This is a genomic window from Hoeflea sp. (assembly GCF_984452065.1).
The window spans coordinates 1-17,839 of the sequence record NZ_CFHWAF010000001.1 but is presented as its reverse complement, the minus strand read 5'-3'; the positions used below and the strand labels follow the sequence as shown (position 1 = coordinate 17,839).

20 protein-coding genes and 1 pseudogene are annotated in these 17,839 nt (G+C 61.6%); 8 read left to right on the top strand and 13 right to left on the bottom strand.

Going from position 1 to position 17,839, the window contains the following annotated elements:
- Position 1: 1 nt before the first annotated feature.
- The 9 genes from AC5E6N_RS00105 to AC5E6N_RS00065 all read right to left on the bottom strand — a co-directional run bounded on the left by AC5E6N_RS00105 (position 2) and on the right by AC5E6N_RS00065 (position 8,159).
- Complete coding sequence (locus tag AC5E6N_RS00105; RefSeq protein WP_491745885.1) at positions 2 to 907, bottom strand: tagatose 1,6-diphosphate aldolase; 906 nt, start codon at positions 905 to 907, stop codon at positions 2 to 4.
- A gap of 2 nt (positions 908 to 909) precedes the next feature.
- The gene (locus tag AC5E6N_RS00100; RefSeq protein WP_491745884.1) at positions 910 to 1,935 is read right to left on the bottom strand and encodes a dihydroxyacetone kinase subunit DhaK; all 1,026 of its coding nucleotides are present in this window, start codon (positions 1,933 to 1,935) and stop codon (positions 910 to 912) included.
- On the bottom strand, positions 1,932 to 2,462 hold the full coding sequence (locus AC5E6N_RS00095) for a DAK2 domain-containing protein (RefSeq protein WP_491745883.1): 531 nt from the start codon (positions 2,460 to 2,462) through the stop codon (positions 1,932 to 1,934). The genes AC5E6N_RS00100 and AC5E6N_RS00095 overlap by 4 nt, the downstream gene beginning before the upstream one ends.
- The gene (locus tag AC5E6N_RS00090) at positions 2,459 to 3,295 is read right to left on the bottom strand and encodes a sugar phosphate isomerase/epimerase family protein (protein ID WP_491745882.1); all 837 of its coding nucleotides are present in this window, start codon (positions 3,293 to 3,295) and stop codon (positions 2,459 to 2,461) included. Before AC5E6N_RS00090 ends, AC5E6N_RS00095 begins: the two co-directional genes overlap by 4 nt.
- A gap of 10 nt (positions 3,296 to 3,305) precedes the next feature.
- On the bottom strand, positions 3,306 to 4,349 hold the full coding sequence (locus AC5E6N_RS00085; RefSeq protein ID WP_491688319.1) for an ABC transporter ATP-binding protein: 1,044 nt from the start codon (positions 4,347 to 4,349) through the stop codon (positions 3,306 to 3,308).
- On the bottom strand, positions 4,346 to 5,170 hold the full coding sequence (locus AC5E6N_RS00080) for an ABC transporter permease (RefSeq protein WP_491745881.1): 825 nt from the start codon (positions 5,168 to 5,170) through the stop codon (positions 4,346 to 4,348). The genes AC5E6N_RS00085 and AC5E6N_RS00080 overlap by 4 nt, the downstream gene beginning before the upstream one ends.
- Before the next feature lie 2 nt (positions 5,171 to 5,172).
- On the bottom strand, positions 5,173 to 6,030 hold the full coding sequence (locus AC5E6N_RS00075; protein WP_491745880.1) for an ABC transporter permease: 858 nt from the start codon (positions 6,028 to 6,030) through the stop codon (positions 5,173 to 5,175).
- A gap of 80 nt (positions 6,031 to 6,110) precedes the next feature.
- On the bottom strand, positions 6,111 to 7,340 hold the full coding sequence (locus tag AC5E6N_RS00070; RefSeq protein ID WP_491745879.1) for an ABC transporter substrate-binding protein: 1,230 nt from the start codon (positions 7,338 to 7,340) through the stop codon (positions 6,111 to 6,113).
- A 57-nt stretch (positions 7,341 to 7,397) separates the two neighbouring features.
- On the bottom strand, positions 7,398 to 8,159 hold the full coding sequence (locus tag AC5E6N_RS00065; protein ID WP_491745878.1) for a phosphorylase family protein: 762 nt from the start codon (positions 8,157 to 8,159) through the stop codon (positions 7,398 to 7,400).
- A 440-nt stretch (positions 8,160 to 8,599) separates the two neighbouring features.
- On the opposite strand from AC5E6N_RS00065, the gene AC5E6N_RS00060 reads away from it, so the two are divergent.
- Genes AC5E6N_RS00060 through AC5E6N_RS00045 form a run of 4 tightly spaced genes read left to right on the top strand, consistent with a single transcriptional unit; the run spans position 8,600 to position 12,065 of the window.
- Complete coding sequence (locus tag AC5E6N_RS00060; protein WP_491745877.1) at positions 8,600 to 9,766, top strand: thiolase family protein; 1,167 nt, start codon at positions 8,600 to 8,602, stop codon at positions 9,764 to 9,766.
- Positions 9,763 to 10,143: a PhlB family protein gene (locus tag AC5E6N_RS00055; protein WP_491745876.1), complete on the top strand. Its 381-nt coding sequence runs from the start codon at positions 9,763 to 9,765 to the stop codon at positions 10,141 to 10,143. Before AC5E6N_RS00060 ends, AC5E6N_RS00055 begins: the two co-directional genes overlap by 4 nt.
- A gap of 55 nt (positions 10,144 to 10,198) precedes the next feature.
- Positions 10,199 to 10,960 (top strand): GntR family transcriptional regulator, encoded by a 762-nt coding sequence (locus tag AC5E6N_RS00050; protein WP_491745875.1) that lies wholly within the window; start codon positions 10,199 to 10,201, stop codon positions 10,958 to 10,960.
- A 10-nt stretch (positions 10,961 to 10,970) separates the two neighbouring features.
- Complete coding sequence (locus tag AC5E6N_RS00045) at positions 10,971 to 12,065, top strand: nucleoside hydrolase (protein ID WP_491745874.1); 1,095 nt, start codon at positions 10,971 to 10,973, stop codon at positions 12,063 to 12,065.
- A gap of 11 nt (positions 12,066 to 12,076) precedes the next feature.
- On the opposite strand, the gene AC5E6N_RS00040 is transcribed toward AC5E6N_RS00045, so the two are convergent.
- On the bottom strand, positions 12,077 to 13,510 hold the full coding sequence (locus AC5E6N_RS00040) for an L-fucose/L-arabinose isomerase family protein (protein ID WP_491745873.1): 1,434 nt from the start codon (positions 13,508 to 13,510) through the stop codon (positions 12,077 to 12,079).
- Positions 13,511 to 13,739: 229 nt separating this feature from the next.
- Here AC5E6N_RS00040 and AC5E6N_RS00035 point away from each other — a divergent pair, with 229 nt between their 5' ends.
- The 4 genes and pseudogenes from AC5E6N_RS00035 to AC5E6N_RS00020 all read left to right on the top strand — a co-directional run.
- A complete protein-coding gene (locus tag AC5E6N_RS00035) occupies positions 13,740 to 14,072 on the top strand; it encodes an ArsR/SmtB family transcription factor (protein ID WP_491745872.1) in 333 nt (110 codons plus the stop codon).
- 10 nt (positions 14,073 to 14,082) lie between these two features.
- Entirely contained in the window at positions 14,083 to 14,580 is a 498-nt protein-coding gene (locus tag AC5E6N_RS00030) for an arsenate reductase ArsC (RefSeq protein WP_491745871.1), read from the top strand.
- Positions 14,580 to 15,284 carry an MIP/aquaporin family protein gene (locus tag AC5E6N_RS00025; protein ID WP_491745870.1) on the top strand — a complete coding sequence of 235 codons (705 nt, stop codon included), beginning with the start codon at positions 14,580 to 14,582 and terminating at the stop codon, positions 15,282 to 15,284. Before AC5E6N_RS00030 ends, AC5E6N_RS00025 begins: the two co-directional genes overlap by 1 nt.
- Positions 15,285 to 15,402: 118 nt before the next feature.
- Positions 15,403 to 15,507, top strand: a pseudogene (locus AC5E6N_RS00020) (hypothetical protein); the annotation flags it as partial.
- Positions 15,508 to 15,547: 40 nt separating this feature from the next.
- Here the strand turns inward: AC5E6N_RS00020 and AC5E6N_RS00015 are convergent.
- The 3 genes from AC5E6N_RS00015 to AC5E6N_RS00005 form a co-directional block, all read right to left on the bottom strand.
- The gene (locus AC5E6N_RS00015; RefSeq protein WP_491745869.1) at positions 15,548 to 16,504 is read right to left on the bottom strand and encodes an alpha/beta fold hydrolase; all 957 of its coding nucleotides are present in this window, start codon (positions 16,502 to 16,504) and stop codon (positions 15,548 to 15,550) included.
- 274 nt (positions 16,505 to 16,778) lie between these two features.
- Positions 16,779 to 17,447 (bottom strand): cupin domain-containing protein, encoded by a 669-nt coding sequence (locus tag AC5E6N_RS00010; protein ID WP_491745868.1) that lies wholly within the window; start codon positions 17,445 to 17,447, stop codon positions 16,779 to 16,781.
- Positions 17,448 to 17,467: 20 nt separating this feature from the next.
- On the bottom strand, positions 17,468 to 17,689 hold the full coding sequence (locus tag AC5E6N_RS00005; protein ID WP_491745867.1) for a glutathione S-transferase family protein: 222 nt from the start codon (positions 17,687 to 17,689) through the stop codon (positions 17,468 to 17,470).
- Between the last annotated feature and the right edge of the window lie 150 nt (positions 17,690 to 17,839).

The following is a 17,839-nucleotide window of genomic DNA, read 5'->3' as shown; positions in this document are numbered from 1 at the left end:
TCTAGTTAAGGGCGGCGATCAGGCGCAACAGCCGCTCGCGTCCCGTTTCCTCCAGCCAGGTCTTGAGCGCACCCTCACCATGCGCACCGAAAACCCCGACCGCATCGGACCAAATGGCCCGGCCGCACATGAACCCTGCAAACCCGACACCGGCCTCACGGGCAAGCCTCAAGGAAGCCTCGAACAATTCGAACGCCACACCGGCGCTCAGATAAACGAGATCCCGTCCGTCGGCCGGCTCCGCCGCGAAGCGAAATGCATCGAGCGCCTCCGCCCGCGACATCTCCGGTTCGCCAAAACCCTCGACAAACCGCAGGTCCACGGGAACCTCGACCTTCAGCACATCCGCCCTCAAACGTGGACCGGCAAACGCCTGTGTCGCGCGGCGGACAAGAGCCGGTTTCATTCTTGCGAACTCGGCCGATCCGGCTTCTATGCTTGGATGGTACACAAGCGGCTCGACCAGATAGCGGATGCCGTTGGACGCGCAGGCTTCGCCGATCCCGGCGACGATATCCAGCTTTCTCGCATTAAGCGCATCGTCATCGTCCGGGGCGTAATACATGAAGAATTTCAGTTGCTTGACGCCCATTTCTGGAAAATCGGATACGGATAGATGATCCGGGAGCACCGTGATCCGGTCATCGTCGGAGATGTGATAGACATCGGCCTCGAACGCCACCATGGGCGCGCAGCCATCCGGATAGTCCCGCAGCAGGTCCGGCCCGCACTGAGCGTCCACAAGCACCGTCGACGCATCAGGCCCCAACGCCGTCAGAACGCTGCGCTTGAAGGTCAATAAATCGTCCGGCAGCGAACGGTCCCCGCGCGCCGCACGGATGGATGCCTCAAGCCCGCTGCCGGCATCGACGGCCACACCGTGTATTGCTGCCGGAGGCTGTGGCATGGTCAGCCCCCTTCCCCTGGCCCGATCACCGGGAAATAGGGCGAGTGCTGCGGCGCCCGCCAGAGCGCCAGCATTTCAGCCGTCGGCGTGAAAAGCGAAATGGAGAATCCCGCCGTTTCCTGCGTGGTCACGAAGGAACCGATCATCGGGGAAACCGGCCGGATACCGATCTGCGAGAGGTATTTCTCAACCTCGCTGTAGATGGTCAGGAGTTCCATCTGGGTGGTGCCGCCGGACCCGTTGATCAGGACGACGGTTTCGGTGCCGGCCTCCAGCGGCCGGTCCTCAAGAAGCTTGTCCATCATGAAGACGACAAGGTCCTTCACCGGGCCGGTCTTGCGCCGCGCCACGCCCGGTTCGCCGTGGACACCTATGCCGATATAGATCTCGTCATCCGGCAGCGAGAACATGACATCGCCCGTCAGGGGAGAAATGCCGGAACGGACCGCGGCACCGAGGGTCCGGGTTCGAGCACGGACGTCTTCGCCCAGCGCCACAAGATCATCCAGGCTGAGGCCGGTTTCGGCCGCCGCACCGAGTATCTTGTAGATGAACATGGTGCCCGGCGCCCCGCGCCGTTCGTCTTCCTCGCCCTTGGGCGCCGACGAGATGTCGTCATACATCAGCAGCGGCCGGACCTTGAGCCCCTCGTCCTCGGCCATCATGGCCGCCGCATTGCCGTTGATCACGTCCCCCTCATGGCGCGAGATGAGAAGCACCGACCCCGCAGCGCCGGTCACTTCCCGGATGCCCTCAAGGATGAGATCGGCCGAAGGCGCCGCGAAGACATCGCCGACCACATTGGCATCGAGAAGGCCGGGGCCCACAAAGCCCATGGCAATCGGCTCGTGGCCACTGCCGTTGCCGATCAGCAGCGAAACCTTGCTATCGCCGGTTTTCGGACCTGCCTTTCGAACCACACGCGGATGTTCGCCACGCGCGACCACACCCGGAAAAGCCGCAACAAAGCCGTCGATCATGTCGTCGACCATGCTTTCCTTACTGTTAAACAGCTTCTTCATCGTCATGCCCCGCTCGGCTTCGCAAATTCTTCAAGGAGTTCGGCAACGGAAACGGCGCCCGGATCCAGATGGCCGACGCCCGCGCCTTCGACATATTTCGCCCTGCCCCGCTTTGCCGGCATGTCGCGTGTGGCTTCGGCTCCCGCACGCGCCGCCTGAGCCGCAACGTTCGGGTCATTGCCCGCCAGGGATGCCGGTATCAGCGCATCAAGCATCGTCTTGTCGCCTGCCTTTGCCTGACCGAGCTGGCTGACACGTCCTGCCGCCTTAGCCAGCGCCGCGCCCAGCTCGATGTCGCCCTTCTCGAAAGACTGCAACCCCGCGATGATCTGGCCGAACAGCGCTCCGGACGCACCGCCCGCGGCCACCCGGAAGGCTTTGGCCGCGTCCTCGGGCGCGTCTGCCGCCGCCCGCAATCCCTTCAGAATAGTCAAACCGTGATCGCCATCCCCGGTTGCTGCATCGAGCGCATTCAGGGAACCCTCAAGGGCCTCGAATCGGATCATTGCGCGGTTGAGAAAATCGCCGGTCATGAGAACGTCTCTCGCATGAAGGCCAGGGAACGTCGGGCAGCATCCGTCGTGTCCGGTTCGATATTGCGCCAGATATTGAGGTCGGCACTGGCGGGATTGCCGGCGATCACGAAAATCTCGGCCGTGATCCAGCCATCATAGCCGACATCCTGAAGACCCGCCTTCACCTCGCACCACGGCACATGGCCTGATCCGGGCACGCCCCGGTCATTGTCCGAGACATGAAAATGAAAAAGCCTGTCGCCCGCCCCGGCAATGGCGCTCCTGATGTCCTTTTCCTCGATGTTGAGATGGAATGTGTCGAGCAGCACCCCGACACGGGACGAGCCGGAGGCTCTTGCCATTTCAACCGCTTCCGATGCCGTATTGACAAGATCGGTCTCGAACCGGTTGATCGCCTCGATGCCGAGCGTCACGTCATGCGCCTCGAGGACCGGATGCAGCGCGGCAAATGCCTCAGCGGAACGGGCTGCCCGTTTTGCCTTGTTTGCCGGATCGAACATACCCCAGGGGGCATAGACGACCCCGGCGAGACCCCGCGCCCCGACCTTCGCGGTCGTTTCAACCGCCCATTGCAGATGTTTCAGCCCCGCCGCCCTGACGTTCTCATCGTCGGAGGTAATATCAGCCTCAGCCGACAAGCCGTCGGAGCAGGTGATTTCAAGCTGGTGATCGCGAACGGCCGCACCGAGCGCCTCGGCCTTCTCATCGCTCATGCCGAGCAGCGACACCTCGACACCGTCGAACCCCAGATCCGCGACAACACGCAGGATGGGCGTGATCTCGTCGGTCCACTGTGCCATCCACAGACCCGCATGCACGCTGTATTTCATCACTGCCTCCTCATGACGACAGGACCCAGAGGCTGGCCGGCGGCAGGCTCAGGGGGACTTCCTGCCCGGGTTCCATTCCCTCAGCCTCGTTCGGATTGGAGATGATGTCGATCCGCTCGTCGCCGATACGCATTTTCAGGCGCGTCTGGGTGCCCATGTAAAGTTTGTCTTCCAATGTACCGCGAAACACGTTTTCGCTGCCGAGTTCCGTCCCGATGCGCACATTTTCCGGCCTGAAGGTGAGCTTTCCCCGCCCCTCGGCAACACCGGCCGGCAGCGCCACGGAGCCGAACGAACTGGTAAAGGTCGTGCCGTCCGAACTGCCCTCGATGAAATTCTGACCGCCGAAGAAGCGCGCCGTCGCCTCGTCCACCGGTCGCTTGTAGAACACGTCGGCGCCGTCATACTGTTTCAGCCTGCCGTGCAGGATCAGCGCCACCTTGTCGGCAAGCACGACCGCCTCCTCCTGGTCATGGGTGACAAAAATCGTGGTGATGCCCATCTCCTGCTGCAGCGAGCGGATCAGGTCGCGCATCTCGAACCGCAGATGCGCGTCGAGGTTCGACAGCGGTTCGTCAAGCAGCAGGACATTCGGCTGCACGATCAGCGCCCGCGCCAGCGCGACGCGCTGCTGCTGCCCGCCCGACAACTCGCTCGGACGGCGGCTTCCGAGATCCGGAAGCTTGACGAGCTCGAGCATCTCCGCCACGCGCCGGCTGATCTCCGCCTTGTCCACCTTGCGCATTTTCAGGCCGAAGCCGACATTGTCGGCAACGCTCATATAGGGAAACAGCAGGTAGTTCTGGAACACCATCACCACGCCGCGGTGCTCCGGCTTGTCGTTAAGGATCGACCGTCCGTCGAAGGAAACGTCACCCGAGGTCGGCGCCAGCAGGCCGGCGATCATCTTCATCGTCGTTGTCTTGCCACAGCCCGACGGTCCAAGCAGCGCCGTCAGTTCACCACTGGCGATTTCCAGCGACAAACGGTCCAGCGACGGCTCGGTCGCACCCGGATAGACCTTGGTCAGATCCTTGATGGAAACATGCGTCATATCCGTCCAAATCCTCCGACAGCGCCGCTGCGGCCGGACAGATGGCGCGCGGTCAAAAGCAAGATGATGATACCGGGCAGGATGTAGATCATGCCGATCGCCCCGGTGATGTCGTTGCGTCCCGAGGTGGCGAAATTGAAGAGCAGCAGGGGCAGCGTCACCACCCGCCCGCCGCCGATGAGCAGCGTCAATATGTACTGGCTCCAGGACACCAGGAACGCAAACAGGCCACCGACGATGATCCCGGGCAGGATTGCCGGAAAGGTGACATACCAGAATGTCTTGAACGCGGAAGCGCCGAGGCTGCGCGCCTGCGCCTCGAAGGAAGGATCGTAATTGGCGAAGATCCCCGCCATCACCAGCACCATATAGGGAAGCGTCGGAATGAGGTGGACGAGGACAACGCCGGAGAGCGTGTTGTTCAGCCCGAGCCCGATGAAGACGCTGTGAAGGCCGAGCGCAACGGCAATCCCGGGCACGATCGTCGGCGCCAGGATGATCAGTTCGATGAATTCCTTGCCGCGGAACCGGTAAAGCCCGAGCGCACGTCCGGCCGGCACGCCGACGATGATCGACAGCACCGTGGCGGCAAGCGCGATCGCGATCGTTATCCAAAGACTGTCCAGAACGCCGGCAGTATCCGAGAAGGCGTATTCCCAGGCCTGCAGAGACCACTGGTTCGGGAGAAGGTTCGGAAAGAACCAGCCGCGGGCAAACGACCAGATCGCCAGCGGAATCAGCGGCAGTATCAGCCAGGTGATGAGGACCGCTCCGGTCAGGAGCCGGAAGCCTTTCATCGTGAAGCTCTCGCGTCCGACCATGATCAGCTCCTGACCCGGCGCCGCGCATAGCGGACGTAAAGATAGATCATGACCGCGCTGAGCAAGGCGATGACGATGGCCATCGCCATGGCCTCGGGCCGGGCCGCAAGGTCCACATCGGTGTATTTGCGGTAGGCGAGCACCGGCAAGGCGGCGGGATAATTGGCGCCGAGAAGCGCCGGAATCTCGTAAGCCCCGAAGATGAAGGCGAAGACGATCACCGAAGCCGAAAGGACGCCCGGAAAGATCAGCGGCAGCAGCACATGGATAAAGGCCTGCCACCGGCTTGCGCCAAGCGAGCGCGCCACGCTCTCATAGTCCTCGCCGAGCGCCTGCATATTGGCGAGCACGATGACGCCGATAAAGGGAATTTCCTTCCAGACATATTGCAGGATGATGCCGATGGCGTAGGGGTCGAAGACAAGCGCCGGAAACTCGCTGGGCCGCGCGATCATGCCCCACTCGGCGGCAAGCCGGGCGAAACTTCCCGACTGCGAGAAGAGATAGAGAATGCCGATCGCACCCACCAGATGCGGCACGGTCAGGTTCAACTGGAACAGGAAATTGACGATGGCCCGGCCGATGAACTGACGCCGCAAAAGCAGGGCCGCTCCGATGGCCAGGACCGACGAGATGAATGTCGATATGAAGGCAATGTAAAACGTCAGCAGAAAGGAGAGATAGAACTCCCGGCTGGTGAAGATGGAGATGTAAGCATCGAAATTCGGCTCCGTCAGCCCGATGATCGGCATGTAATTGAAGCTGCGCATCAGCCCGATGACCAGACCGCCGAAAAACAGCACGCCGATAATGATCAGGGCCGGCGCCAGAAGCAGCAGGATTTTCACGCGATCCGACATGCCGGTCCGCACCCTCCGGGAAAGTGGTTCGATGGATCGCCCGCGGCGTTGCAGGACACCGCGGGCGCCGGGAGGACGGCCTACTGGCCGACGTTCTCGATCCAGCCCTTTTCGATGGCTGTGATCCAGTCTGCCTGGAGTTCAGGCAAAGCGGCTTTGGCAAGCTCCGAGGCCGGAACCACCGCCGGGTGCTTCTCGATCGACGCGAACTTCTGCTGCACCTCGTCGCTGGTGCGCGAAACGTCGATGGCCGGGCTTGTACCCCACACATCCGGCTTGGCTTTCTCGTACTGCGCCTCTCCGGAGAGCAGGACGTTCTGGAGCACCAGGGCCGCCGCCTTGTTGGGCGAATTGATCGGGATGATCGTGTAGTTGGTGTTGCCGATCGTCCCGTCCGTCAGGCCGTAGCCCTTTGTCGTCGGGGGAAAGGTGCCGTTGTCGATATTGATCCCGACGCCCGCCGGCTCATAGTTGAAAACGAGATCGACCTCGGAGTTCGCATAGAGCTGCTCGAGCGCATTGATGGACGTGGGATAGGTCTTTCCCTCGCGCCACAGATAGGGCTCGATCTCGTTGAGGATGCGCCAGGTTTCGGCGGCGGCCTCGTCGTATTTCGCCTGATCGAAATCGCCGAGCAGATTATCGACCCCGCCGGCGGCGTGGTAGAACACGTGCCGAACGAACACCGAGCCGTTGAAATCAGGCGGCGCCGGATAGGTGAAGGAGCCCGGATTCGCCTTGATCCATTCAAGCAATTCCGGCATGGAGCGCGGCGGGTTTTCCGTGCGGGCCGTGTCATGGGCAAAAGCGAACTGGGCCTTCGACCAGGGAATCTCACAGCCGTCCACCGGCACGCCGAAATCGTTGGCGATCGACGGGTTGTCCCAATCGACCAGCCTGTTGTTCGGCAATGTGTCGGGATATCCGCAATAGGCCAGATTGCCCTGTTTCATCGTGCGGAAGTTCTCGCCGTTGATCCAGATCATGTCGACGGAGCCATTGTCCGTCACCCCGGACTCGACCTCGCCGAGAACGATATTCACCGCCTCGACCGTGTCGGACAGGCCGACCCGGTTCAAGGTGATGTCGTACTCGTCCTTGAGGATACCGCCGATGTATTCGGAAACGTACTGGTTGATATTGTCGGACCCGCCCCACAGGAACCAGTTCACGGTTCCCCCGCGGGCCATCTCCACGATGTCTTCCCACGGCTTGCCGATCAGCGCCTCACCGTCGGCTGTATCCGCATGCGCAAGCGGTGCGAATGCGACAGCGGATGCGACCAATGCGCATTTTGCCAGATGTCTCATGTTTCCTCCCATTCTGACTGAATTGTTAGCCTTGGTTTAACGTCCGGGCCTCGTGCCCTAGACGGACCGGTTTTGCTGGACCTCCTGTGCAAGTAACAACGCCGCATCGAAAATCAACTCATTGGAATCTTTCAGCCTTTGCAAGTCTTCAGCGTCCAGCGGATCCAGAAATGTCCGCCCGTGCGGCAAGGCGTCCCAGACGGAAAGCATGGACACCGCCGCCGAACCGAACCGGTCCGCAACCGCCACGACGGCGGACGTCTCCATATCTATGGAAAGCAGCCCCTCGGCCGCCCAAGCATTGCACATTTCATCCGATTGGGCGAACAGGCTCGGCCAGGTCAGATGATAGGCGCGCCGGGTCTGCCTGTTGAAGGAGCCGAGCACCGCTTCGGCGCGCTCCACCCAGCCCGGATCGGTGCGCACGGTCTCAGCGGCACCGTAATATTGCGACACGCCATCCCTCGCCGCGCATATTTCCGGCAGGATGACCTGGCCGGTTGATGCGTCGACATCGAGCGTTCCGCAAGTGCCGAGTTGAATCAAAAGAGGTGTGCCCATCTGCGCGAAGACATGTGCCGGCTCGACAGCCCGCGCCGCGCCATAGGCGCAGCAATAGACCACCGGAACATCGCCATAGGTGCCGAAAAACATCTCCGGAAAAGCCAGCTCTTTCACATCACTCAGCTTGCCCAGCCGGTTTTCCGTCGCCGTCTGACGCCACCAGGTGCCTTCCAGGATCAGCGCGGCCGGCTCTTCGCCCTCGCCGATGCCGAGCGCGTCACGCCATATGTCCGCCGAGTAATCCAGAATGGCCATAGGGGCGATCGATTCCGAAGCCGTTACAGAAGTCCAACATAAATTCGTATGTACAACTTGATTAACATAACTTTACTTGTCAAGTCCGACCTGAGACATCCGCCCGACGAAGCCCCCATCAGGATTGTCATTGACCGCCAATTCACAATCGCCGGCAGACCGAATCCGGCTCAACAGTTGGAAGAGCGTCAAAACGGCAGATTTCGCGGCCTGATAAACCCAGAACACCCTATATCTGGTGTGTTTTGGGACTTCTACCGCACCCGGCAAGAGCCGGTGAACGGACAACTCGGCAAGGTATGCCCGGCTCCCGGCACCCGGCTTATACACATATGCCGCGGTCTCCGGAGCCCGTCAGGACACCCGCCGGTTGACAGGCTTTCCACACTGAAACTAATGTGTATGTACAAATTGGACATAAAGGAATCGGATTTGGCGGTATGGTGATTGTCGCCGGAGCGGCGCAAACCCCGTATAATCGACGTAAGGACAACTCCTCCTTTCGCGACTGGGCGGCTGACGCCTTTACCGCCGCGCTCGCCATGAGCGGACTGGAAGCGACCGACATCGATCTCTTGGTCGTCGCTTCGGAAAGTGACTTCTTCACACTGCAGCTCAACCCGGCCTCGGTCCTCGCATCCGATCTTGGCCTCGTGGGGGTCGCCGCCATGCGCGTCGAGGGCGGCGGCGCGTCGGGACAACTGGCTGTTCACGCCGGCGTTCATGCGATCCTTGCCGGCCAGGCCGCCCGGGTTGCGGTTGTCGGCGTGGATCCGTCCGCCTCGCAACTGTCGGGCGACGCGATCCGCACGCTCTACGGCTACTCCTTCGACGCCTGGACCGACGGCATGACCGGTGTCACCGCAACGGTGCTCTATGCCCTGTCATGGCAGGTCTATGCCGAAGAGAGCGGGCTTGATGAGCGGCACCTTGGCGCTGTGACCATCCAGAACCGTGCGAATGCGATGAAAAACGACAAGGCTCACCTCGGACGGCTGCATACGGTCGACGAGATTGAACAGTCCGCGGCCATTGCGTCCCCCTATCGACGGCTTCACTGTTCACCGCTCAGCGACGGTGCGGCCGCCATGATCCTGTGCCACACCGATGCCGTTCCGGCCGAACGCCGAAGCGCGCCGCGCATTTGCGGGACCGGCGCGGCAACCGACACGCTTCACCTCGGCTCGCGCCCACAAAAGGGCTGGTTTGAGGCCAAGACAGCCGCGATGAAACGCGCCTGCAGGCAGGCCGGCATCGGACCCGACGACATCGGCCTTGCGGAAGTTTACGATTCCTATGCCGGTGCGCAGCTTCAGGCGCTGGATTGCCTGGGGCTCGCAACGGATATCGGTCGGGAACTTCAGGATGGCCGCTTTGCGCCGGACGGCGGCTTGCCGGTCAACCTCTCCGGCGGACTGATGGGGCTCGGCGCTCCGGTCGGCGCCATAGGTGTCGGTCAGACCGCCAATTGCGCGCTCTTTCTCGAGGGGCGCAACGAGGACGCCATACAGCCGAAATCACCCCCGGCCTATGCGCTGGCCGACACCCATGGCGGCATCTGCACAACGGCTGCGGTCACTCTCCTGGCGCAGGGGGATGCCGCATGATCAATCACACGCTCAAACTCGATTATGCCCTTGCGCCCGGCTGGCTCGAGCCCTGGGTTGAAGCTTTGACGGCAGGCACGGCGCTTGCCAGAACCTGCTCCGAATGCGGCAGGGTGAGTTTCATTCCCCTCAAAACATGCCCCTGCGGGTCCGGCACGGGCACATGGACCGCCCTGCCCGGCACGGCCACCATTGAAAAACGGACGGACGGGACCGACGGCAGTTTCGCGCTCGTCACCTTCGACGGCGCAGACACGTCAACGGTGGTTATGCTGGACAATATTCCGGACGGGGCAAAACGCGGGCGGATCGCCGCCGCCGGGAGCGCAAAGCCCGCACTCATATTGCGCCCCGTCGATGAGGAGGACGCGGCATGATCACCCCCGAGATGACACAAAACACCACGCAACGACAGACGCTTTGGAACCTATGATGACCGACACAACCCACACAGCCGAAGCCGCGCCGAAATATGAACGCGCCTACCGGGTCATGCTGCAACGGCTGAAGGCCGGCCTTTATCCGGTCGGCGGACGCATGCCGACGGAGGGCGAACTGGCGGAGCATTTCGAGGTGAGCCGGGTCACCATAAGACGCGCACTCGATATGCTGGTTCACGACGGCTATATCGAAAGCCGCCAGGGATCCGGTTATCGCGTGGTGACCCTGTCGCCTGCATCAGACACCTGCCTGACTTCCTTTACCGACGCCATGCTGCGGGCCGGCAGGGAACCGAGCTCCCGCTTTCTGGGGATGGAGCGGTTGCGGCCGAACGATCCGACCGCCGTCGGACTGCCCCAGGATCTGATTTCCATGCCGCTGATGCGCATCAGCCGCCTGCGGCTCGTCGACGGCCAGCCGCGCATGCTGGTTCTGACCTACGCGCCCTATGATCTCATGAAGGACGCAACGCCGGCCGACTTTCCCGAAACCGGACCGGGGCAGTCGATCCTGCGCATATTGGGCGACCGTTTCAATCTGGAATGGTCGGCCGCCTGCGAGGACATCAGCCCGATTGCCGCGACCGCCGACATCGCCTCCACTCTGGGCGTTGCCGAAGGCACACCGCTGTTGAAGCAATCATGCTCGGCTTTCGACGATGCGGACAGAACCGTTTTCCATGAGGAGGTCATCCGCAACGGCTCCGTCAGCTTCAACCTTTCGTCGCGAACGCGCATGCCAAGACATATCTAGGGAACGGATCATGTCACGCTTCTCACACCTGCCCGAAGAACTCATGCGCGAACGGCTTGCTTTGCCCAGCGGCGACCGTCCGGTCCGGCTGCTGATCGACACCGACGCGGCCAATGAAATCGACGATCAATATGCTCTGGCCTGGGCATTGCTGTCGCCGGACAGGATGGTCGTCGAAGCCGTCACGGCGGAGCCCTTCTCCTTCGCCCATCACCGGCCTGAACTCATCGTCGCGCAGCGCGCCGTGGAGGAAGGCGAAAAGGAAAAACAGCAACTGGTGGGCGGTTTCCAGGGGTGGATCCACCGGCTGCATGCACAGGGACGCCGCGCCGAGGACGTCGAATTCGTGGCGCCGCCGGAAGGCATGGAACTGAGCTATCAGGAAATCCTGACCGTCTACGACAAGCTCGACATTCCATCAGGAGGCAAGGTCTTCCGGGGCTCCGACCGGTACATGACTTCCGCGGACGAACCGGTTCCATCCGAGGCCGTTGACGCCATCGTGGACCTCGCAAAGTCGGGCGATGACCCGCTCTATATAGCCGCGATGGGCTGCGTCACCAACATTGCCTCCGCGTTGTTGCGCGCGCCCGAGATCCTCAAGCACATCGTCGTCATCTGGACCTCGGCCTACCCATCCTCCGCTCCGCACAGCAACCGGCCGTCGCTCAACCTGTTTCAGGACCTTCATGCCTCGAGGCTCCTGTTCGATTCCGGCGTGCCGCATGTCTATCTGCCCGGCTATCACGTCGGCGCCCAACTGAAAATCTCCCATCCCGAGATGAAAAAATTCGTCAAGGGACACGGCGCGATCGGCGACTATCTCTGGCATCTTTACACCAACAATCCGCTGCACCACATGTTCGCGCTGACGGACACCGAAAGACGCACATGGGTGATCTGGGATATCGTCAACATTGCCTGGCTGATCAATCCGGAATGGGTGCCCACCCACCTGACGACGTCCCCGGTTCTGGACGAGAACCTGCACTGGCTGCAGGATCACTCGCGGCATCTGATGCGCGAGGCGCATGATGTCCAGCGCGACGAGATCTTTCTGGATTTTTACCGCAAGCTGGCGAAAGCTGCCGGGAATGAGTTCTGAATCGCTGCGGCTCAGCTGAAGTCCCTGAGATCCAGATGGTCGCGCATCGGGCGCCGGGACAGCGTTTCCATGCCGGTCCAGGCGCCGAACTCCGCCAGCGGCGCCCGAATGTCTCCCGGAACCAGGACGAAATGGTGTTCCAGGCCGTGCGCCATGACCGTCGCAACCACATCTTCAAGCGAAGCACTCTCTCCATCGATGACGAAGTCCTCAAGCCATCCCCGGCAACCGGTAAAGCCGGACGGGTTGCGGCCTGAAACGGTGGCATTCATCGCAAACAGCGCACCCGCTTCCCGTGCCACGCGAAAAACGCTCACCGGCCCGTCGCGAAACACCAGATCGCTGATTGCGCCGTAGATGGGGCCTTCCTGGGTGCCCCGGCCGATCATCGGATGGTTGATCCATCGCGCGCCGCCCTCGTCGGCCAGATAAAGCGGACCGCCGCCGCCGTGCCACATCAAAAGCTGACCGGAATCAAGATCGGGCTCCGTCATGTCGAGGAGGTAGCCCACGCGCCCCGAGAGCGATTTTGCCACGAGCTGGGTCACCGCGCCCAGCACGTCGCCCTCGGAGACCACCGGTATGTCGTCGACTTCCTCGAGCATCGAAAAAGCCGCGCCGGGGTGCATTCCCGGGTCTTCCTGCAGCGCCGGCCAGTCGCTGAGGGTCAGGGCCCGGTAACCGCCGTCAGCGGCAATGTCGCGCAAGGCAAGAGTACAGCGCGCCGTGATCATCATCTGGACATCGCTTATGCCGTCGACCTCTGCCGCTGCCCGTATGGCTTCAACTTCAGCCGATGCCCGGCTTTCGTCGATCGCCGCCATACGGCCGGTCAGTTCATGCATGTCATGATTGGCGACTTCGACACCGAGCCTTTGTCTGATGACGTTGGTCGAGACCTCCATATTGTAGAAGGTCATGGCGAGCCCGCCGATGACGCCGACACGCGCGCCGACCAGCGCCTTCGCGGCCTTGAGGCTGCGCAGCGTTACCGAAAGCCGTTCTTTGAGGGCCTGGCTTTCCGGGGCACCGTGATACCAGGTCACCGGACGGGTTTTGAGGTCGCGCACCTGGCGTGCAATCGAGAGCGACATGTTGAGGGACACGAAATTATTGAGCTGAACATCGCCGGTGCGCACGGGCTCGGGCACCGACCAGAAGCCCGCCCGGAAGGGCGAGGCGGCAACGGTGCGCGCGACATCGCCCATGGTGAAGCCGCCATGCAGCACAAGGACAAAATCAACACCTTCCACAGCGCATTGTTCCAGCACACGGGCCGTATCCGCGCCGTTTATCGGCACCTCCCCGGGCGCAAACAGCGCGACATCGTGCGCGCCGCACAGATCGCCGAGCATCGCCTCCGCCCTCGCCCAGACATTGTGTTTCTCCGGGAAATAGCTTGGCAGGGATGCGCGGATCAGCGCGATTTTCAGCTTTTTGGCCATGAGAATTCCGGTCTTTCCTTAGAGCACTCAGCGACGATCTGTCTTGACTGCAAACACGGGAGGCTTCCGCGACGGATCAACCGCCGGAACCCGACGGTTTTTGGGCGCCCGTATTTGTAGCTACAAGTTCATACCTATCAATAGCGGCAGCGGACAACAAGCGGCATGAGACGGGCGCACCGGCAGTTTGTGTATTGTAACGGTCATATATTTCAATTATTCATGAATAATGGACAGATTGCAGACACTCTCAGCCTTCTCCGCCCTCTCGCAGGAAACGCGCCTGGAAGTCTTCCGGCTTCTCATTGTCGCCGGCACGCGGGGAATGCTCTCGGGTGAAATGAGCAGAAAACTGAATGTCCGGCCCAATACGATGTCGGCCAACCTCACCGTGCTCCTGAATGCCGGCCTGGTCCGCAACGAGCGAAACGGACGCACGATCCGATACTTTGCCGATTTCAATGCCGTGCGCGGACTGCTTGCCTTCCTGATGGAGGACTGTTGCGGCGGGAGGCCGGAGATTTGCGAACCGCTGATTGACGAAATTGCGTGTGCAGGTTGAGGAGAGGCCCATGAGTGACACGCCTGTCGGTATTCTGTTTCTGTGCACCGGAAACTCGGCCCGTTCGATCATCGCCGAAGCCATCGCCAATCGCGAAGGCCAGGGGCGCTTCAAGGCCTATTCCGCCGGCTCGCAGCCAAAGGGCGAAGTTCATCCCAACACGATCGAGCTCCTGAAGCGGATGAATTACGACACCTCCTTCGCACGATCCAAGGACTGGGAGGAGTTTACGGCGCCCGACGCGCCCCGGCTCGATTTCATTTTCACCGTTTGCGACAACGCCGCAAACGAAGCCTGTCCGGTGTGGCCCGGCCAGCCGCTGACCGCCCATTGGGGCGTTCCCGATCCGGCGGCAGCGACCGGCACGGATGCCGAGATCCATCTCGCATTCGCAAATACCTACAGAATGCTCAACAACAGAATATCCATCTTTGCCTCGCTGCCGCTGACTGGCCTCGACGGGCCGACATTGCAGAAGAGGCTCGACGACATCGGCAGGGAAAAATAGTGAATTTTGCAACACCACAACGCCTCGGCGCCGAGATGATCGGCACCGCATTTCTGCTGGCAACGGTTGTCGGTTCCGGCATCATGGCCGAGAAGCTGGCCGACGGTAACGTCGCCATTGCGCTGCTCGGAAACACCATCCCGACCGGCGCCATCCTGGTGGTGCTGATCACCATGCTCTGCCCGGTTTCCGGCGCGCATTTCAATCCGGCGGTGACCCTCGCCTTCCTGTTGCGGCGCGAGATCGACCCGGCACATGCACTGTCCTATGTGGTCTGCCAGATCATCGGCGGCATCCTTGGCGTGTGGACGGCCCATCTGATGTTCGCCGAAAGCCTGTTTCAGCTTTCAGGGACAGTGCGCACCGGACCGGATCAATGGTTTGCCGAGTTCATTGCGACGTTCGGCCTCGTCTTCGTCATCCTCATGACGCTGCGCTTCAAGAGCAGCGCCGTGCCGACGGCCGTCGGCCTGTACATCACGGCCGCCTACTGGTTCACCGCATCGACATCCTTCGCGAACCCCGCCGTCACCATAGCCCGGGGTCTTTCGGACACATTTGCCGGAATTCAGCCGGGCGGCGTCCCGCTCTTTATCGCCGCGCAACTGGCCGGCGCGGTTGTCGCGACCATCTATTGCCGCTGGCAGTTGACCGAAGCGGCAGCGGGACGGGAAGAAGAACTCGAACAGTCTCGAACCGGCTGAGCCGGGCCGTTACATCAGCCTTTGAAGCAAATGCTCGCGCGCCAGCCCGTCGGCTTTCGCCCGGCAGCGTCCGCGTCGCCACAGATCGTGCCGGGCGGAACTCCCGGGAACGCCTGTAGAAGCGCGTCAGCCGGGGCCGGCAGGCCACAAGATCGCTTCAACCGCCATTCCCGCCGGCGAAAACATCGTGAAATACGGTCAGATCATCGGCGCGGTGATATAAGAGAAAATAATATTAACTTACAGTGTCTTATAGGAGCTTTCTAAAGCCGCGATGCAAAATCGTCTCCTGCCTCGATCACGGCCTCCGACAGCGGCCCGTAAAGCGTTCCATGCAAAGCGCCCGGAATAACCACCAATCGCGAACGGGGCATTGCCTTGTGCAACTGCCAGGCCGTTGAAAGCGGTGTCGACAGGTCGACGCGGCTGTTGATCAGAACCGCCGGAACATCGGCAAGCACCGATGCTCGTTTCAGCAAAGGAGGATCGAGCCAGGCAAGATTTCGGAAATAATGCGTCACCACCCGTGCAAATCCGAGGCTGAACCGGCGCTCCAAAAGACGCCCCGCCGACTCGGCACGCGGGTCGACCTCCAGAACCGCCCCCTCCCATCGGCACCAGTTGCGCGCGGCGTCCGCCTCCCTGTCCGGATCGCCCGAGATCAGCCGGTCGCCATAGGCGGCGGCCATGCCGGTGCCCGGCGTTCCCTCCGGCGCGCCGGCCAGAAATTGCTCGAAGGCCTCCGGGAGAAAATCACCGGCGCCACCGTAAAGGAAATCGATCTCGAACCGGCTTGTGGAGGTGACCGAGGCGAGAATCATCCCTTTGACACGTTCGATATGCGCATGCGCATAGGCCTGCGCCAGCGTTGCGCCCCAGGATGAGCCGTAGACGTGCCAGCTCTCGATTCCGAGTTGCATTCTCAGCCGCTCGATATCGCCGATCAGATCATCCGTCGTGTTGTGCTTGAGAGCATCGACCGTATCGCCGGCATGCGGCGTGGAACGTCCGCCGCCGCGCTGATCCATGCCGACAATATGCCATCTCGACGGGTCGAACAGGCGCGGCATGCGCGGCGCGATCCCGTCTCCCGGCCCGCCATGCAGCAAGAGCAGGGCCGGACGGTCGGCATTGCCGAAGGTTTCCCAATGGACGGAATGGCCGTCCTGCTCGGCAAGCCGGCCGGATTGAAGCGGCTGGGTCTGCGGGAAAAGCGGCATATCGACTTCGGCTCCCGGGTATCATTGCACTGATTGACGATGGAACGCTTTGTTCTGACACAAAGCGCGGCATTCCAAAACCCTTCACCCCTGCCCGGCTCTTTCCAAACGGCGTATGAACAGCGCCACCGCCATGTCAAAACAGGCCATCTTGCCTTCGAAACGGGCTGCGATCTGAGCACCCTCCGCGAGTGAAAAGAGCGCCGCCGCCTCTTCTTCCGGCGCAAGCAGGTTGCCAACACTGCGATCATCCGCAGCAAGGCGAAACGTTATCCTACACCTTCGGCGGTTTTGCAAAGGGCAAATGACCGGTCTTCATCCAGATCTTCGCCCCTTGAGCGCTGGCGACCGCTGAAAGGCTATGACCTTCCGGCAGGCGCAGCCAGGATCCCGTGCGAAGCGTGTCGCCGCTCTCGGTCAGACTGCCATCGATCATCAGCAACTCCATACCGCCGGCGTCGGACATCTCTAAGGACGCACCGGCCTGCGCTTCCATATAGGAGACCGTCTCACGCTCGTCCCTGTGAAGCCCGGCAACCCGGACCCCGTTTTCCTCGGGGCCGAGTTCCTCCACCATGGTCTTGCGGAACTGGTTGCGGTCGTCCATATCGAATTGCCAGAGCTTGACGAAGATCGTGCAGCCCTTCTCGGAGCCGGGCGTGTGGCTGGAGGTCGGCGGATTGCGCACATAGGTGCCGGCGGGAAAATCGCCATGCTCGTCCTGAAAGACGCCCTCCAGCACGATGAACTCCTCGCCGCCCGTATGGGTATGCGCGGAAAAGCTGCTTTTTGGCGCATAGCGCACGATCGTCGTGGCGCGCGCGACCTCGCCGCCGATCCGGTCGAGCATACGGCGCTCCACGCCGGGCATCGGCGAGGCACGCCACGGCTCCTCGTGCGAATGGACAATGACCCGTTTTGAAAAATCTGCGTTGAGTTCCATGATCGGTCCTTCGAAGATATTTAGCCGGCAACGCTCGGACGGGCGGAAACCCGCGCGCGCCATGCAATGAGATTTGTCAGATTGGCGGGAATTTCAACCTTTGCGAAGTCGGCAAAGACCAGGCCGGCTTCGGCGCGGCGGTTCATCATATGAACGACAGCACGTTCCTTCGGGTCGTTTCCGCACAGGGACGGGCCGTCGAATGTCCCGTCAATATATTCGCCGTGCATTGTGAGATGCACGTGCCGTCTTCCGGTTCCAGATGCGGCCACATTCTGCATGGCATGGTCGACGGAAGCCCGCTGCCAGTAGGCATTCATGGTCGAACAGGCATTAGCGAGATGAGGTTAGATTGGAGCATTTGACCGCGGCGATTTTGGTTTCTGACAAGG

Coding starts and splice junctions, on each gene's coding strand:
- AC5E6N_RS00105 (WP_491745885.1), bottom strand. CDS start 907: ATGCCACAGCCTCCGGCAGCAATACACGGTGTGGCCGTCGATGCCGGC.
- AC5E6N_RS00100 (WP_491745884.1), bottom strand. CDS start 1,935: ATGACGATGAAGAAGCTGTTTAACAGTAAGGAAAGCATGGTCGACGAC.
- AC5E6N_RS00095 (WP_491745883.1), bottom strand. CDS start 2,462: ATGACCGGCGATTTTCTCAACCGCGCAATGATCCGATTCGAGGCCCTT.
- AC5E6N_RS00090 (WP_491745882.1), bottom strand. CDS start 3,295: ATGAAATACAGCGTGCATGCGGGTCTGTGGATGGCACAGTGGACCGAC.
- AC5E6N_RS00085 (WP_491688319.1), bottom strand. CDS start 4,349: ATGACGCATGTTTCCATCAAGGATCTGACCAAGGTCTATCCGGGTGCG.
- AC5E6N_RS00080 (WP_491745881.1), bottom strand. CDS start 5,170: ATGGTCGGACGCGAGAGCTTCACGATGAAAGGCTTCCGGCTCCTGACC.
- AC5E6N_RS00075 (WP_491745880.1), bottom strand. CDS start 6,030: ATGTCGGATCGCGTGAAAATCCTGCTGCTTCTGGCGCCGGCCCTGATC.
- AC5E6N_RS00070 (WP_491745879.1), bottom strand. CDS start 7,340: ATGAGACATCTGGCAAAATGCGCATTGGTCGCATCCGCTGTCGCATTC.
- AC5E6N_RS00065 (WP_491745878.1), bottom strand. CDS start 8,159: ATGGCCATTCTGGATTACTCGGCGGACATATGGCGTGACGCGCTCGGC.
- AC5E6N_RS00060 (WP_491745877.1), top strand. CDS start 8,600: ATGGTGATTGTCGCCGGAGCGGCGCAAACCCCGTATAATCGACGTAAG.
- AC5E6N_RS00055 (WP_491745876.1), top strand. CDS start 9,763: ATGATCAATCACACGCTCAAACTCGATTATGCCCTTGCGCCCGGCTGG.
- AC5E6N_RS00050 (WP_491745875.1), top strand. CDS start 10,199: ATGACCGACACAACCCACACAGCCGAAGCCGCGCCGAAATATGAACGC.
- AC5E6N_RS00045 (WP_491745874.1), top strand. CDS start 10,971: ATGTCACGCTTCTCACACCTGCCCGAAGAACTCATGCGCGAACGGCTT.
- AC5E6N_RS00040 (WP_491745873.1), bottom strand. CDS start 13,510: ATGGCCAAAAAGCTGAAAATCGCGCTGATCCGCGCATCCCTGCCAAGC.
- AC5E6N_RS00035 (WP_491745872.1), top strand. CDS start 13,740: ATGGACAGATTGCAGACACTCTCAGCCTTCTCCGCCCTCTCGCAGGAA.
- AC5E6N_RS00030 (WP_491745871.1), top strand. CDS start 14,083: ATGAGTGACACGCCTGTCGGTATTCTGTTTCTGTGCACCGGAAACTCG.
- AC5E6N_RS00015 (WP_491745869.1), bottom strand. CDS start 16,504: ATGCCGCTTTTCCCGCAGACCCAGCCGCTTCAATCCGGCCGGCTTGCC.
- AC5E6N_RS00010 (WP_491745868.1), bottom strand. CDS start 17,447: ATGGAACTCAACGCAGATTTTTCAAAACGGGTCATTGTCCATTCGCAC.